17 protein-coding genes are annotated in these 15,470 nt (G+C 54.3%); 7 read left to right on the top strand and 10 right to left on the bottom strand.

Going from position 1 to position 15,470, the window contains the following annotated elements:
• Positions 1 to 144 precede the first annotated feature (144 nt).
• On the top strand, positions 145 to 1,290 hold the full coding sequence (locus ACI2JR_RS09255; protein WP_165905697.1) for a pyridoxal phosphate-dependent aminotransferase: 1,146 nt from the start codon (positions 145 to 147) through the stop codon (positions 1,288 to 1,290).
• Here the strand turns inward: ACI2JR_RS09255 and ACI2JR_RS09250 are convergent, their stop codons facing one another.
• From ACI2JR_RS09250 to dsbG, 4 genes are all read right to left on the bottom strand, one after another.
• Positions 1,291 to 1,917 (bottom strand): IbrB-like domain-containing protein, encoded by a 627-nt coding sequence (locus ACI2JR_RS09250; RefSeq protein WP_132728875.1) that lies wholly within the window; start codon positions 1,915 to 1,917, stop codon positions 1,291 to 1,293. It lies immediately after the preceding gene.
• Positions 1,902 to 3,125: a phosphoadenosine phosphosulfate reductase gene (locus tag ACI2JR_RS09245; RefSeq protein ID WP_132728877.1), complete on the bottom strand. Its 1,224-nt coding sequence runs from the start codon at positions 3,123 to 3,125 to the stop codon at positions 1,902 to 1,904. The genes ACI2JR_RS09250 and ACI2JR_RS09245 overlap by 16 nt, the downstream gene beginning before the upstream one ends.
• A gap of 154 nt (positions 3,126 to 3,279) precedes the next feature.
• A complete protein-coding gene (locus ACI2JR_RS09240; RefSeq protein WP_462478384.1) occupies positions 3,280 to 4,179 on the bottom strand; it encodes a LysR family transcriptional regulator in 900 nt (299 codons plus the stop codon).
• A 192-nt stretch (positions 4,180 to 4,371) separates the two neighbouring features.
• A complete protein-coding gene (dsbG, locus tag ACI2JR_RS09235) occupies positions 4,372 to 5,118 on the bottom strand; it encodes a thiol:disulfide interchange protein DsbG (protein ID WP_462478383.1) in 747 nt (248 codons plus the stop codon).
• A 409-nt stretch (positions 5,119 to 5,527) separates the two neighbouring features.
• Between dsbG and ahpC the strand changes: the two genes are divergently transcribed.
• Positions 5,528 to 6,091, top strand: coding sequence for an alkyl hydroperoxide reductase subunit C (gene ahpC, locus ACI2JR_RS09230; protein WP_086871483.1), 564 nt, complete (start codon positions 5,528 to 5,530; stop codon positions 6,089 to 6,091).
• 241 nt (positions 6,092 to 6,332) lie between these two features.
• Entirely contained in the window at positions 6,333 to 7,898 is a 1,566-nt protein-coding gene (ahpF, locus tag ACI2JR_RS09225; protein ID WP_462478382.1) for an alkyl hydroperoxide reductase subunit F, read from the top strand.
• A 68-nt stretch (positions 7,899 to 7,966) separates the two neighbouring features.
• Here ahpF and uspG read toward each other — a convergent pair whose 3' ends face one another.
• The 4 genes from uspG to dcuC all read right to left on the bottom strand — a co-directional run bounded on the left by uspG (position 7,967) and on the right by dcuC (position 11,432).
• Positions 7,967 to 8,395 (bottom strand): universal stress protein UspG, encoded by a 429-nt coding sequence (gene uspG / locus ACI2JR_RS09220; protein WP_132728883.1) that lies wholly within the window; start codon positions 8,393 to 8,395, stop codon positions 7,967 to 7,969.
• Positions 8,396 to 8,590: 195 nt separating this feature from the next.
• Complete coding sequence (gene rnk, locus ACI2JR_RS09215; protein ID WP_132728885.1) at positions 8,591 to 9,001, bottom strand: nucleoside diphosphate kinase regulator; 411 nt, start codon at positions 8,999 to 9,001, stop codon at positions 8,591 to 8,593.
• 189 nt (positions 9,002 to 9,190) lie between these two features.
• On the bottom strand, positions 9,191 to 9,988 hold the full coding sequence (gene rna / locus ACI2JR_RS09210) for a ribonuclease I (RefSeq protein ID WP_462478381.1): 798 nt from the start codon (positions 9,986 to 9,988) through the stop codon (positions 9,191 to 9,193).
• Positions 9,989 to 10,070: 82 nt separating this feature from the next.
• Entirely contained in the window at positions 10,071 to 11,432 is a 1,362-nt protein-coding gene (dcuC, locus tag ACI2JR_RS09205) for an anaerobic C4-dicarboxylate transporter DcuC (RefSeq protein ID WP_462478380.1), read from the bottom strand.
• Positions 11,433 to 11,722: 290 nt separating this feature from the next.
• Here dcuC and pagP point away from each other — a divergent pair, with 290 nt between their 5' ends.
• A complete protein-coding gene (gene pagP, locus ACI2JR_RS09200; protein WP_165905688.1) occupies positions 11,723 to 12,298 on the top strand; it encodes a lipid IV(A) palmitoyltransferase PagP in 576 nt (191 codons plus the stop codon).
• A gap of 195 nt (positions 12,299 to 12,493) precedes the next feature.
• Positions 12,494 to 12,703: a transcription antiterminator/RNA stability regulator CspE gene (gene cspE, locus ACI2JR_RS09195; protein ID WP_004859511.1), complete on the top strand. Its 210-nt coding sequence runs from the start codon at positions 12,494 to 12,496 to the stop codon at positions 12,701 to 12,703.
• Between the two features lie 57 nt (positions 12,704 to 12,760).
• On the opposite strand, the gene crcB is transcribed toward cspE, so the two are convergent.
• A complete protein-coding gene (gene crcB / locus ACI2JR_RS09190) occupies positions 12,761 to 13,144 on the bottom strand; it encodes a fluoride efflux transporter CrcB (protein ID WP_132728891.1) in 384 nt (127 codons plus the stop codon).
• A gap of 90 nt (positions 13,145 to 13,234) precedes the next feature.
• Between crcB and ACI2JR_RS09185 the strand changes: the two genes are divergently transcribed.
• Both ACI2JR_RS09185 and tatE read left to right on the top strand, forming a co-directional pair.
• The gene (locus ACI2JR_RS09185; RefSeq protein WP_462478379.1) at positions 13,235 to 14,023 is read left to right on the top strand and encodes a deaminated glutathione amidase; all 789 of its coding nucleotides are present in this window, start codon (positions 13,235 to 13,237) and stop codon (positions 14,021 to 14,023) included.
• Positions 14,024 to 14,150: 127 nt separating this feature from the next.
• Positions 14,151 to 14,357, top strand: coding sequence for a twin-arginine translocase subunit TatE (gene tatE, locus ACI2JR_RS09180; protein ID WP_462478378.1), 207 nt, complete (start codon positions 14,151 to 14,153; stop codon positions 14,355 to 14,357).
• A gap of 238 nt (positions 14,358 to 14,595) precedes the next feature.
• On the opposite strand, the gene lipA is transcribed toward tatE, so the two are convergent.
• Positions 14,596 to 15,470: lipoyl synthase (lipA, locus tag ACI2JR_RS09175; protein WP_462478377.1), on the bottom strand; the 875-nt coding region annotated here is incomplete at its 5' end.

Below are 15,470 nucleotides of genomic sequence, written 5' to 3'. Positions count from 1 at the left end.
GTGATGTTGGCTGCTTCAGGCGGTAACCGACATAACATTATCATTTAGACGTCTAAGCGTCTTGATTGCCAAATATTAACATCGTGTTATAGTGGCTTCAACAACAGCATTACAATCGGTAATTATAAAATGAGCAATAACCCACTGATTCCTGAAAGTAAACTCCCTTCGCTGGGCACCACCATTTTTACGCAGATGAGCGCCCTCGCGCAGCAGCACCAGGCGATAAATTTATCGCAAGGATTTCCGGACTTTGACGGGCCGCGCTACCTGCAGGAGCGCCTGGCGTTTCATGTCGCGCAAGGGGCTAACCAGTACGCGCCGATGACCGGCGTTCCGGCATTGCGTGAAGCGATCGCCGATAAAACCGCAGAACTGTACGGCTATCGTCCGGATGCGAATAGCGAGGTTACCGTGACGGCGGGCGCCACGGAAGCGCTGTACGCGGCGATCACCGCGCTGGTGCGCCCCGGCGATGAGGTTATCTGCTTTGACCCCAGCTACGACAGCTATGCGCCGGCGGTCGAACTGTCCGGCGGCGTGTTGCAACGCATTGCCCTGCAGCCGCCGCATTTTCGCGTTGACTGGCAGGCGTTTGCCGCAGCGCTTAGCGAACGCACCCGGCTGGTGATCCTCAATACGCCGCATAACCCTTCGGCGACGGTCTGGCAGCGTGAGGATTTTGCCGCGCTGTGGCAGGCAATTGCCGATCGCGAAATTTATGTGATCAGCGATGAGGTCTACGAGCATATCTGCTTTGCCGCGCAGGGGCATGCCAGCGTGCTGGCCCATCCTCAGCTGCGCGAGCGGGCGGTGGCGGTGTCATCATTTGGCAAAACCTTCCACATGACCGGCTGGAAAGTCGGCTACTGCGTGGCGCCGGCGGCGATAAGCGGCGAGCTGCGCAAGGTGCATCAATACCTGACTTTTGCGGTGAACACACCTGCTCAGCTGGCTATCGCCGACATGCTGCGCCACGAACCGGAACACTATCGCCAGCTGCCGGAGTTCTACCGCCAGCGTCGCGACCTGTTTATCGATGCCCTGCGCGCCAGCCGTCTGGAGATCTTGCCCTGCGAGGGCACCTACTTCCTGCTGGCTGACTACCGCGCGATTTCCGATCTGGATGACGTGAGCTTCTGCCGCTGGCTGACCACCGAGGTGGGCGTGGCGGCCATTCCGCTGTCGGTCTTCTGCGCCGATCCGTTCCCGCACAAGCTGATCCGTCTGTGCTTTGCGAAACAGCCGGCGACGCTGCTCGCCGCGGCGGAGCGCCTGTGCCGGCTGTAGCTATTTCACGGTCCACGCCTGAGAGAATTGCCGGTCGCTGAACATTTCCAGCAGCCCGTTAATTTGTTTCAGGCGTAATACTTCGTCGGCGTCCATCCCCAGCTCCTGACTGATTTTGTCATCGCTCCAGCCGAGATGCGCCAGCTCCTGCACGATGTCCGCCATGGCATGGATCTGATGGCGGCCCCGCGCCCGGTTATGGCGAATGGTTGCCGCCATTAAGGTATCGCGCGTGGCGCTATCGCTCGCGAGGCAGCTGACCGGGAGATAGCCGTTTAGCTGCGTGCTTAACCGTCCTTTGTCTTTTGCCAGCAGGTGGCGATGGAAGCCATCAACGATGGTGTACTGCTCATCCGCCTGCTTGAGCACCACGATAGGCTGAGTAAAACCGTTCGTATTTAGCGACGTGCGCAGCAGACGCTTTTCCGGCGGGGCGAGATTATTGGGGTTGTAATCATTGGGGGAAACGCGCTCCTGCCTGACCCATAAGACACAATCAACGGGCTGCGACCGGAACGGGCTATAGTGATGCAGTAGCTGGCGCAGCTCATTCAGCGCGGCGATTCTTTCCGCACCCTGCAGAGCGCCGAGATAGCGCGCAATGTCTTCGCTTAACTGTTGTCGCATAAGATTCCCCATTGCTGACGTTTTTGGCTCATTCGTGCGCGGTAGCGCTGATAGTGGCGGGATTTTGTCGGGCTGAAGGAGAGCATCCGGCACCAGTAATCGTTATTCAGCAGTACCTTACAGATACGCCGCCAGGAAGGAATATCTTTCACCCCGGTATCGGCTTTCTGGCTGTCAGGAATCTCCGGCATCCCGTGCTTTTGATACCAGTGCAGGTAGACGGCAATTTTATTGCGATAATGCTCGGCCGTTTTTTCCGGCATGCTGTCGAGGAGAAACAGGGCGTAGCTCTTCCAGGTGTGATGATCGGGTTTGACCAGCTTGCGATGGCCGTAAAACTGATTATCGTACCCGGCATAGATGCCGCCGCAGCGCACGCCGCTCACGCGCTGGCATAGCGTGGCCCAGCGCTCAGGCTCCAGCACGTGATAAAGCCACAGCCCCTGGCGCTGCTCCGGGCCGAAAGGTTCACAAATGCGCATGTAGCGCAGCGGTACGCCGGCCTGATACATCAGGTTGTAGAGCGGGTTGTAGGCAAGCCCGCTTTTGGCAAACCAGGTCCAGATATCGGCGGTTTTCCAGTCATAAATCGGATAGATATACCAGGCGTGGCCGCCCGGCGCGGAAGTCGTCCACGGCCTGTCGTCGGCGAAGCGCTGTTTGCGTTGTGAAGCGATAGTCATAAAGCGATTAAGCGACTCATCTGCCCGGATCCCCACCAGCACGGCGGCGGGGCGGTTTTGTGCAAACCAGTCGGCGAATTCGCGGACAAAGGTTTCGAAATTCATGCCCGGACAGTAAAAAGGGAAATAGTGCGGATCGGTAATGGCGTGTGGCGGAGGTTGCCGGACCCAGGCAGTGCCGGGTTCCCAGCATTGCCATTCCGGGGTGAACTGGCTGAGCGAGTTTTGGGTGGTGAGCGGCAGGGCCACCCAGAAAAACTGTTCAATCACGTCCTGATACATTTGCCGAAGCGCCTCGCAATGGGCGATGGTGCAGGAAAACTGCGCCTCCCAGTCGATAAACAGCACGCTGATTTTACGTCCCATCCGCCGGGCGCAAAGCGCGGTCAGATGCAACATGGTGGTAGAGTCTTTGCCTCCGGAAAAAGAGACGCACAGACGCGGGAAATTAGCCATTACCCATTCGATTCGTTGCTCCGCGGCCTGCAGAACGGATTCTGGTAATGGATACTTGATTAATGTCACGACCACTATTCCTTGAATACAATTGACGATGCGGGTTCAATAATATGCTACCCCAGAAAATAACGGTCGTCATTTTTAGTTGTTTTTGTATTTGGTATTTATATATATTGGTTTTTGATATTTATGTGGTGAATTGTTTAAACGTGACGTCTGTTCAGGAAATAGTTATTTTTTCAATGAAAGAGGCGAAAACAGGGCTGCCCATCTGCGTATGATGGTAAATGAGATAAATCATCAATGACGGCAGAGGAATATTAAGCGGAAGGACTTTCAACCCGCGATTAAAAAAGGGATGTTGGCAGACGGTTTCAGGGATAAAACCGATCAAATCAGTTTGATTAATCATATTGAGAATAGCGATGAGCGAGTCGCTGCGAAAGGCGATGGTGCGCGCAGGAAAGAGCTTTTTTATCTGCGAATGGAACGCTTTGACTCCCGGCTCATTGGTGAGGTAACAGGTGAAACCTTCCTGGGCGATGGCCTCGGAAGAGGTCAATACCGCCGCCCGCGGGTGGTGCTGGCGACAAACCAGCGCCATCCTAACCTCGTGGAAGGGCTGGCATACGGTCTCCGGGTGGGACAGCGGGGATAAACTCAAGATCAGATCGGCCTTACGGTATGAGAGTAAGCTCTCAACCGACCCGGCGCTGAGCTGAAGTTCGTGGTGTTCCACCTGCACATTGGGAATCTGGTAGATCGCCTGAATCAAGCGCGTGGATTCGGGGGACATAAAGAGCTGCGGGCTATAAATGACAAAGCGGGTTGTTAAATCAGAATCGTGGCTGAGATTAATCATCTGTTCGAGCTGGTGAAGACTTTTCTCCAGCTGATAATGCAGATTGATGCCCACCGTCGTCGGCGTGATTCCTTTTCCGCAACGAATAAACAGCGGGTCGTTGAGCTGATTGCGCAGGCGTTGCAGGGATTGACTCACGGCGGAGGGCGTAATAAACAGCGTTTCCGCCGCTCTGCTGATGCTCAGGTGTTGATAGATGCACTCAAAAATAACCAGCAAGTTAAGATCGAATTTTTTGAGGCCGTAAAGATTCGCCATGGCTAACATCCGATTTCAGTCAGAGATAAAAGAATAAATTATCTGTTAATTATATTTTGTTGTGCTTTATTATTGGCTTGATGAATTATTTGAGCCTTTTTAATCGACCACAGTCGAATGTATATTACCGCAAGGAATTTAGCCAGGCTCTTTTATCCCCGGGAGCCTGGCGGTGAAGATACGAATAAGCGGTTATTTTTCACCCATCATGAGCGGTAATTTATCGGCTTCCGGCAGGCCGACGACCTGCTGCAGCATGTTCTCTTTATTCATATAATAAATGGCAGGTGTCGCATTCGCTCCCAGCTCATCCATCAGCTTTTGGTTATCGCTGACGATCTTCATCTTTTCCGCAGAGAGATCCGCCGGGATGGCGATTGTCATTTTCCCGGCGGATTGTTCGTAGTCATGCCAGGTTTTGGCCGGATCGCGGGTGCTGAGAATCGCCGCCGCCGTCGCCGGACTTTCCGGTTTGATGACGCCCAACAGCAGCGTGCGAATTTGCACTTTGCCCGCTTCTACCCATGGGCGAGCCTGCTGCCAGAATTGTTTGCAGTACGGGCAGAAGGGATCGGCAAAGACATACAGAATGACCGGGGCCTCTTTGTTACCGTCCTGCAGCCAGCTGGCGGCCGCCATTTTCTGCCACAGCGCCTGGCCCGCCGGCGTGTAGAGCTCTTTCTGGAACAGCTGTTCACTCAGGTTGTTGCCATTTTCGTCATACATATAGCCCGAAATAGCATGCTTGCCGTCGGGGGTCAGGTAGATGGCAACCCCCATATCCTGATATTTACCCAGCCAGCCTTTTACCCCACCCGGCGCGGTAAAGGGCTTAATAATGGTAATACCCTGTTTTTCTATCGCTTTTACGGGAGCGGGGAGCTCCTCAGCATAGCTGCAGAGGGGTAAAAAACAGAGCAAAAACAGACGTTTTAACATGACTATTCCTTGTTAAATCAACGGATAGGGTGAACAGATGGCGCAGCCTATTACAGCTATAGGTATGACCTGCCCAAAGACGGATTGCCCTTTGGGGGGGCGGATGGTGTAATCGGCCCTGCTGTGACATTAAGGTAATGTAGAGCGCAACACATAGCCAGCCTGTCTGGCACTGAACCTACCTGTGGGTATTTCAGGTAACGGGGCCGCCTGAATAAGGCGGCCTTTTTACTTTCCGCTCCAGGGGATGCGAAAAGTGGCGAAACATGGCGATCGCCGCGACAGATTCACAAAGCTGTCTTGTTGCGGTTGTTAGATATCGCTGATTGATTTGATAATGCAAACGCATTGGTCGAATCGGCAAAAGTTCGTTAACTTAGACCTCAACGAAAACACGGAGGAAGTATAGATGTCCTTAATTAACACTAAAATCAAACCTTTCAAAAACCAGGCATTCAAAAACGGTGAATTCATCGAAGTTACCGAGAAAGACACCGAAGGCCGTTGGAGCGTTTTCTTCTTCTATCCGGCTGACTTTACCTTCGTATGCCCGACTGAACTGGGCGACGTTGCAGACCATTACGAAGAGCTGCAGAAACTGGGCGTAGACGTGTATTCCGTTTCTACCGACACCCACTTCACCCACAAAGCATGGCACAGCAGCTCTGAAACCATCGCTAAAATCAAATATGCGATGATCGGCGACCCGACTGGCGCGCTGACCCGTAACTTCGACAACATGCGTGAAAATGAAGGCCTGGCAGACCGTGCAACCTTCGTCGTTGACCCGCAGGGCATCATCCAGGCTATCGAAGTTACCGCTGAGGGTATCGGCCGTGACGCTTCTGACCTGCTGCGTAAAATCAAAGCGGCTCAGTACGTTGCTTCCCACCCAGGCGAAGTTTGCCCGGCTAAATGGAAAGAAGGCGAAGCGACTCTGGCTCCATCCCTGGACCTGGTTGGTAAAATCTAAAAATTCCGGCGTCTTTCATGCCACAGGTGCGTTGGCTACGCTTATCACCCCGGTCACTTACCCCTGTAAGTTCCCGGGGCTTCATAAGCCTGCCGCCTTCCTGTGACAAGAAATAGTGGGAATTTGCCTCATATCCGGGCGCGTTTGCGCCCGTTTTATTCCAGCACCATGATGCAAGCGTATTCAGGCAGCCTGAACGAGGCCGTTTGCATGATGATGTTTTTTAAGCAGGAGATTAAAAATGCTCGACACTAACATGAAAACCCAGCTCAAGGCCTACCTTGAGAAGCTGACGAAACCTGTTGAGCTGGTTGCCACGCTGGATGACAGCGCAAAATCGGCAGAAATCAAGGAACTGCTGGCTGAAATCGCCGAACTTTCGCCGAAGGTGACCTTTAAAGAAGACAACAGCTTGCCTGTCCGCAAGCCTTCTTTCCTGATCGCCAATCCTGGCTCTTTGCAGGGTCCGCGTTTTGCCGGCTCTCCGCTGGGGCATGAGTTTACCTCTCTGGTGCTGGCGCTGCTGTGGACCGGCGGCCATCCGTCAAAAGAAACCCAGTCGCTGCTGGAGCAGATTCGCGATCTGGACGGTGAGTTCGAGTTTGAAACCTACTACTCGCTCTCCTGCCACAACTGCCCGGATGTGGTGCAGGCGCTGAACCTGATGGCGGTGCTGAACCCAAATATCAAGCATACGGCTATCGACGGCGGGACCTTTCAGAACGAGATTACCGGCCGCAACGTGATGGGCGTGCCGGCGGTCTTTATGAACGGTCAGGAGTTTGGTCAGGGCCGTATGACGCTGGCGGAGATTGTCGCTAAAGTTGATACCGGCGCGGAAAAACGGGCGGCGGAAGAGCTGAACAAGCGCGATGCCTACGATGTGCTGATTGTCGGTTCCGGCCCATCGGGCGCTGCCGCGGCGGTCTATTCCGCCCGTAAAGGGATTCGTACCGGTCTGATGGGCGAACGCTTCGGCGGCCAGGTGCTGGATACCGTTGATATCGAAAACTACATCTCGGTACCGAAAACGGAAGGTCAGAAGCTGGCCGGGGCGTTAAAAGCCCACGTCAGCGACTATGATGTGGATGTTATTGATTCGCAGAGCGCAGCGAAACTGGTACCGGCAGCGGTAGAAGGCGGCCTGCATCAGATTGAAACCGCCTCCGGGGCGGTGCTGAAAGCGCGTAGCGTGATCATTGCCACCGGGGCAAAATGGCGCAATATGAACGTACCGGGCGAAGATCAGTACCGGACCAAAGGGGTTACCTACTGCCCGCACTGCGACGGCCCGCTGTTTAAAGGCAAACGCGTCGCCGTTATTGGCGGCGGTAACTCCGGCGTTGAAGCGGCGATCGATCTGGCTGGGCTGGTGGAGCACGTGACCCTGCTGGAGTTTGCGCCAGAGATGAAGGCCGACCAGGTTCTGCAGGATAAAGTCCGCAGCCTGAAAAACGTCGATATCATTCTTAACGCTCAGACCACTGAAGTGAAAGGCGACGGCAGCAAAGTGACCGGCCTGCAGTACCGTGACCGGGTCAGCGGCGACGAACATCACGTCGAACTGGCGGGGATTTTCGTACAGATTGGCCTGCTGCCAAACACCAACTGGCTGGAAGGCGCAATCGAGCGCAATCGTATGGGTGAAATTATCATCGATGCGAAATGTGAAACCAGCGTCAAGGGCGTGTTTGCCGCCGGGGACTGCACAACCGTACCGTACAAACAGATTATTATCGCCGCGGGCGAAGGCGCGAAAGCCTCGCTGAGCTCGTTCGATTACCTGATTCGTACCAAAACCGCATAATAAAGTAAGACTACACCTGCATATGCAAGAGGCTACCCACGGGTAGCCTCTTTTTTTATCGGCCTGCGTTACCTGACAACCATCACCGGGATATGGGCATGGCGGATGACGCTTGAGGCATTCGAACCGAGCAGATGGGTACTGATAGAGGGATTACGCGAACCAATCACCACCACATCGGCTTTAATTTCGTTCGCCAGTTCATTGACCATGTCGCGTACGTTCCCAAAACGCACGTGCATTTTGATCCGCGCCGGATCGATGCTGAAATGACCCGCCATGGTTTTTAGCCGGGTTTCCGCTTCATGCTGCAAATGCTCTTCAAAGCGGCGCAGGTCGGCGGTAAAGCGGCTCATCGTGAAGCTGGACGAGCCAGGCAGGACGTGGAGCAGGTGAATAATCCCCTCCTGCTGGGCCAGAAACTCCGCATGGCGGACGGCCTTATCGCTTAACTCCATCTCAAAAACGTCAACGGGCATAATGATAGTGTTATACATATGCATTCCTCCTTGTTCGACTGTTTCTATATCAACATATTATAGGAAGATATAGTGTCATTCAGGTCGCAAAACTGTCAGTTCAGGCGCAAGGGGGCGTAAACTTTTGTCAGAAACAGGGAGAAGAAAGAGACAGAAAGAGGATGCGTGGACATCCTCTGAATAAAGCGTTAGACGCCTCAGGCAGCAGGGGGATTAACGATGAAACTCGCCTGCGGCTTCCGGTTGGTAGAGCAGTTCCAGCACTTCGAGATGGGCCGCCGCGCCGCCCGGTAATTGCCAGTGAATGGCGCTACCGACTTTTAGCCCAAGGAGGGCGGCGCCGACGGGGGCCAGCACGGAAAGCTGCGTTGCGCTATCGGTGACCTGCGAGGGAAACACCAGCGTCCGCACGCGCTCTTCACCGCTGGTTAAATCGCGGAACCTGACTTTACTGTTCATGCTCACGACGTCATGCGGCATTGCTTCCGGCGCCAGCATTTGCGCGCGATCCAGCTCGTCGTTCAGCGCATCTGCGACCGGGGAATTAGCAAAGGCCGGCTGCTCGAGCAGCCTGTCGATACGCTCGGCATCGAGCTCATTAATGATGATTGCGGGTCTGGTCATCGCATACTCCGTGTTATCCAGGAACCTGTCCGTAAAAGAAAACCCTCACCGAAAAAGGGCAAGGGTTAATGTCATCCCATCATACTGAGACTTGCCGGTGGTTTGAAGTGATTAAACGCACAATCAGCGATGATAGCCGCAAGGGGCGCCTGGGGGCTGGTAAAACCGGCGGCCTGTGCCGCCGCATCGTTAACTGCCGACTTTATCAATGACAAATTGCTTACTGCAGTTGCCTGGATGAGGCTGGGGCAGGAAGGCGTCTGCCGTCAGCGGCGTATTGATGGCCGTCGCCTTGATGGAGATTTGCATCTCGGTCAAATAGGCCGGGTTGCCGTTGCAGGTCAGCTTGAAGGCCTTCACACTCTGCTTGCCGTAGGCCTGCGCTACCGCCGCATCAAACGCTTCGCGACTCACGCTCTGCCCGTAGTGCTGCGCCAGGATAACGCCGAGCGCGCTTTGCTTCACTTCGCCGCCGAGGCGGACCATCGTGCCGAAGTAGTTATCCGGGTCAAAGCCAAAACAGACGCCGTGTTTTGCATATTCATAACGCTCAAGGCATGAATTTCCGCCAGCGCCCGGCATCACGCTATTGAGTTTGTTCGCTATCTCGAGCGACAGCCCGGTTTCTGCGGCCTGGCATTTACGCCCGGCTTTCACCTCCGGCATGTTGGGCACGGGGCGGGTGGCGCAGCCGAAACGCATCCAGCGCCGGTCGTCGACACCGCGGGCGGCGATGGATTTCGGCAGGCTGGGCCACAGACCATGTACCGTCAGGAAGTCGGCTTTGTCTGGCGTCTCCTGCTGCAGACGACACTCTTCCGGCTCGGTGCGGTTGCTGTCATGCATGCTTTGGCAGAATCCCGTTTGCCAGGATAGCGCCAGTACGTAGCGGTCAAAGTCGCCATATTGCGTGGCGACAAGCGGTTCAGCGCCGGCCTGAGTTGCCGTTAGCAAGAGGGCAATGGCGACGAAATCCTTCCTGAACATTTTTATTCCTGATAGTGGATGGCAATAATTTACAGGAAATTATTAAAGCATAAAAAAGGCGCCTGCTGGCGCCTTTTCGCGTTTATTGAATTGCGGTGCCCGGCACCAGAATTTCGGTGGCGATAATCACCACCAGCAGGCCGACGATCGCCGGCACCGAGGTCCGTTTCACCACTTCGAAGGGGGAGATTTTCGCCATCCCGGCCACCGCGACCACCACGCCAGAGACCGGCGAAATGGTACGGCCGAGATTGGAGGCCTGCAGCATCGGAATCGACAGGTAAGCCGGGTTGATGCCGGACGAGTGGGCAAGCCTGGGGATCATCTCGACGAAGGCGTAAAACGGCGCGTTGCCGGAGCCGGTGGTCATCGCCGCCAGCATGGTCAGAATGACCAGCACCAGCATTAAAATAATACTCGCCGAGCCAAACGACGTGGCAATCGAGATCAGGCTGGTAATAAAGCCGATGGTGCTCAAGCCCTGAGCAAAAACGCCCGCGGCGACTAACAGCATGACCACGCCGGCGAAGGCATCGGCCATCCCGCGGTAAGCGACCTCCAGCCCGGCAAAAATAAAGCCGCGCAAGAATTCCAGCACGGCGGTCAGCAGCATGCAGAGCACGAGGATAGCGATAATATGCAACTCAGGCCCCCACTTGCCATCAAAAATCAGCACGCCAATAATCGGCGTAAAGGGCAGAAGCGCATAGAAAGATGGCGCGGTGGTGGTTATCTCATTTACGTCGAGCATTTCATGAACCACGTTCTCTTTTTTATCCAGATAGCGTTGCCAGAAGTAGTGGGCAATGGCCATAGCGACAATCGCGACGATGGAGATCGGCAGGGTGGTTTTAAAGGCGAAATCGATCAGCGGCATTTCTGCCGCCTTCGCGGCCAGTACCACGTCGCCGGAGGTCGGCGAGAGAATAATGGCGGCCGGCGAGGCGCAAATCGCCGCCGCGGCGCCGCGACTGATACCGACGTTGACCATGACCGGGAACAGGGTCGCCATCAGCAGGACGCCAAGGCCGGTGGCCGAGGAGACGGCCAGCGACATCAGGCAGGCCACGAAGTAGGCGGCAATCATCAGCAGGTAGGGGGAGTTGATATAGCGCAGCGGCTTTGAGGCCAGCTTCACCACCATATCGTTAGCGCCGATGTGGGTCATATAGGTGGCGAATCCGCAGAGCATCATGATCATCATGCCCAAATCGCCGCCGCGGCTCATCAGGAGGATTTTGACGTATTCGATAATATCGGTGGCGGAATAGCCGGTGCTTTTGGTTTCGCCAGGTAAAATCTTATGCCCCATTAACGCACTGATGATAAGCAGCGTCAGGCCGCCCACAAAGAGCACGCCGGTGGCGGAATAGCCTTTAATGATATAGCGGGCGACGCCCACAATGACCACAATCCCGATAAGGATCTCAACTAGCGTAAGCATGATTTACCCCTAAGCCCTTAACCCAAAGAATATGCTGATAAATAAGCTGATGAAAAAATTAAGTGAGCGAATGTGCCTAATAAATGGGCTAAACATGCTGATGCAAATCAATAAATCGATGAGATCCCGCTAACGATCGTCAGAGAGGCGGCGGCCATCACAAAAGCGCAGGGGGAAAAGATCGGTCCTTTTTGCACGTAAATCAGGATTTTGCCTAATGTCGTTAAGGTTATATTAAGATTATATTTGTTACTTTAATCCGCTTTAATATAGATATTGGTAATAGAGAAGTGTTAAGACTACGTCAGTTCGTACTGTTTTCCTTTGGTTTTCTGGGGTTTTTGCTCGCCTGTGGCCCGGCTAACGCGTCATTTTCTTCGACGATTCGCGACGGTTACGACACCTTAAGCGATAACGTCGCGCAAACCTGGCAGCAGCCTGAACACTACGATCTGTATGTGCCCGCGATTACCTGGCATGCCCGCTTTGCTTACGACAAAGAAAAGACCGACAAGTATAACGAGCGTCCCTGGGGGGCGGGGTTCGGCGCATCGCGCTGGGATGAGAAAGGCAACTGGCATGGCCTGTATCTGATGGCGTTTAAGGACTCCTTTAACAAATGGGAGCCTATCGGCGGCTATGGCTGGGAAAAAACCTGGCGTCCGCTGGCGGACGATAATTTTCATCTTGGGCTGGGCTACACGCTGGGCGTGACGGCGCGTGATAACTGGAAGTACATCCCGATTCCGGTGGTATTACCTTTGGCATCAATCGGTTATGGCCCCGCAACTTTTCAGATGACCTATATCCCGGGGACCTACAATAACGGCAACGTTTACTTTGCGTGGGCCCGCTTTCAGTTTTAAATTTGGCATAACTTAGCCACAAATGAGATAAACCGTTTGTCCTGTGGAAAAACAACAACTAAAGCGTGACCTCCTAAAAAAGATAGCGACTTTTGTCACTTTTTAGCAAAGTTGGACTGGACAAAAGGCACCACAATTGATGTACTGGTGTCCGACACAGTATTAGTGTCGTTTTTTCATATAAAGGTAATTTTGATGTCTAAGATTAAAGGTAACGTTAAGTGGTTTAATGAGTCCAAAGGATTCGGTTTCATTACTCCGGAAGATGGCAGCAAAGATGTATTCGTACACTTCTCTGCAATCCAGTCCAACGGTTTCAAAACTCTGGCTGAAGGTCAGCGTGTAGAGTTCGAAATCACTAACGGTGCCAAAGGCCCTTCTGCTGCAAACGTAAACGCTATCTAAGCCTTGCGTCAGTAGAATATAAAAACCCGCGTTTAGCGGGTTTTTTTTCGCCTGTTGCTAGCGGCTGGCGGCGTGAGAAAAGAGCCAGAATGCTGCGGCGGTCATGGCGAATGAACCCAGCAGGTTGACCAGAATGTTCAGCAGCGCCCAGCTGATGCGGCCCTGCTGCAGCAGGAAGACAACCTCGGCGGAAAACGTGGAAAAGGTGGTCAGACCGCCGCAGAAACCGGTGGTGATCAGCAGCTTCCACATCGGGTCAATATCCGTCAGGCGATTAAACCACGCCAGCCCGGCACCAATAATAAACGCGCCCAGCAGGTTGGCGGTGAGTGTGCCAATGGGTATGGCATGATGCATCGGATTGAACTTCATTCCTAACCACCAGCGTAATACGCTGCCGGTACCGCCGCCGACAAAAACGGCTAAAAGTAGTTGTGACACTGTCGTTCCCTGCTATTTGGTTAATATAGGGATTTAAGTTTAACGCGCAAAATACGTGGCTGGCTACGAATTACCTGACGGGAGACGAAGATGTTGGTTGCTGCTGGACAATTTGCTGTAACGCCAGACTGGCGAATCAATGCGCAAACCTGCGTGACGCTGATGGAGCAGGCGGCCGGGGTGGGAGTTGCATTGCTGGTTTTACCGGAAGCCCTGCTGGCTCGTGACGACAATGACCCGGATTTATCGGTAAAATCGGCGCAGGCGATAGACGGCGGCTTTATGCAGCGGCTACGCGAGGAGAGCCGGAATAATAACCTGACCACGATCCTGACGTTACACGTGCCGTCTGGCGACGGTCGTGCGAGCAACACGCTGGTGGCGATACGCCAGGGTGAGGTGATTGCCCAATATCAGAAGCTCCACCTGTACGATGCGTTTAATATGCAGGAGTCACGGCTGGTTGATGCCGGGCAACACATCCCCCCGCTGATTGACGTCAACGGCGTGCAGGTCGGGCTGATGACCTGCTACGATCTACGCTTTCCCGAGCTGGCGTTAGCGCTGGCGCTTAAGGGGGCTGAGGTGCTGGTTTTACCCACCGCATGGGTACGAGGACCGCTGAAGGAGCATCATTGGGCCACGCTGCTGGCCGCCCGAGCGCTGGATACCACCTGCTATATTGTGGCGGCTGGCGAGTGCGGAACGCGTAATATTGGCCAGAGCCGTATTATCGACCCCCTGGGAACGACGCTGGCGGGAGCGGCGGACAGGCCGCAGCTGATCATGGCCGATATTTCGCTGGACGCACTGCGCCAGGTTCGCGAGCGTTTGCCGGTGTTGCAGAACCGTCGTTTTGCGCCACCGCAATTATTGTGATGTTTTTTTAAACAAGGCTTGATTCACCTTGTTACAGATTGCTATTGTGTCCGCGCGTCAAATAGCCGTTAATTGTTCGCGTGTATGATGGCGTATTCGCAGCTTGTTTTAGAGAAGAAGGTTAGCTATGGGTGAGATTAGTATTACCAAACTGCTGGTTGTCGCAGCACTGATTATTTTAGTGTTTGGTACCAAGAAACTACGTACGCTGGGTGGAGACCTGGGTTCCGCTATCAAAGGCTTTAAGAAAGCCATGAACGACAATGACGATAGCGCGAAGAAAACCAGTGCGGAAGAAGAAACTCCGGCACAGAAGCTCTCTCATAAAGAGTAATTAACGGCGCCTTCCCCGACGACGGGAGGGGCTAACCGACAGGCGCGAGTCTGAAGGTGAAAGAGGCTGCAACGACGACCGTTGCGGCCTCTTTTTATTGCCTGCAATCGGCGCAGTATAAAAAAGTGCAAGTAAGTGTTACCAGATAAGTGGGGCAGGCGGCAAAGAAAGCGGTGAAGTGGGGGATAAACGGACCGCTGCGTGAGGTGTTCCACCCAGCGGTCGGGGGAGGCGAAACTTATTTCACTTCCATCCCTTTGGCTTGCAGGTCGGCATGGTAAGACGAACGAACGAACGGACCGCAGGCGGCATGGGTGAAGCCCATTGCCAACGCTTCGGCTTTCATCTCTTCAAACTCATCCGGGCTGACGTAGCGCTGAACCGGCAGGTGGTGACGGCTTGGCTGCAGGTACTGGCCTAAAGTCAGCATTGTCACGCCGTGGCGACGCAGGTCGCGCATGACGTCGATAATCTCTGCGTTGGTCTCACCCAGACCGACCATCAGACCCGATTTGGTCGGGATCTGCGGGTGCGCTTCTTTAAAACGCTCCAGCAGCTTCAGCGACCAGTTGTAATCGGCGCCTGGACGAACCTGGCGATACAGACGCGGCACGTTTTCCAGGTTGTGGTTAAACACGTCCGGCGGAGTCACCTTGAGAATATCCAGCGCCCGATCCATACGTCCACGGAAGTCAGGGACCAGAGTCTCGATCTTAATCGATGGGCTTTTCTCACGAATAGCGCTGATGCAATCGGCAAAGTGCTGGGCGCCGCCATCGCGCAGATCGTCGCGGTCAACGGAAGTGACCACGACATAGCGCAGACCCATATCGGCGATAGTCTGCGCCAGTTTCTGCGGCTCATTGGCATCCGGGGTAACCGGACGGCCGTGTGCAACGTCACAGAACGGGCAGCGGCGGGTACAAATCGCGCCGAGGATCATAAAGGTTGCTGTTCCGTGGTTGAAGCATTCCGCAAGGTTCGGGCAAGAAGCTTCTTCGCACACGGAGTGCAGACCGTTCTTACGCATCGCTGCTTTGATACCCTGGATACGGGACGAGTCAGCCGGAAGTTTGATTTTCATCCATTCCGGTTTTCTGAGCAGAGCTTCAC

Source organism: Klebsiella sp. NPDC088457, from assembly GCF_044900465.1.
Classification (GTDB): Bacteria; Pseudomonadota; Gammaproteobacteria; order Enterobacterales; family Enterobacteriaceae; genus Klebsiella.
The sequence above is the reverse complement of the archived record's forward strand: the minus strand, read 5'-3'. Positions and strand labels throughout refer to the sequence as shown.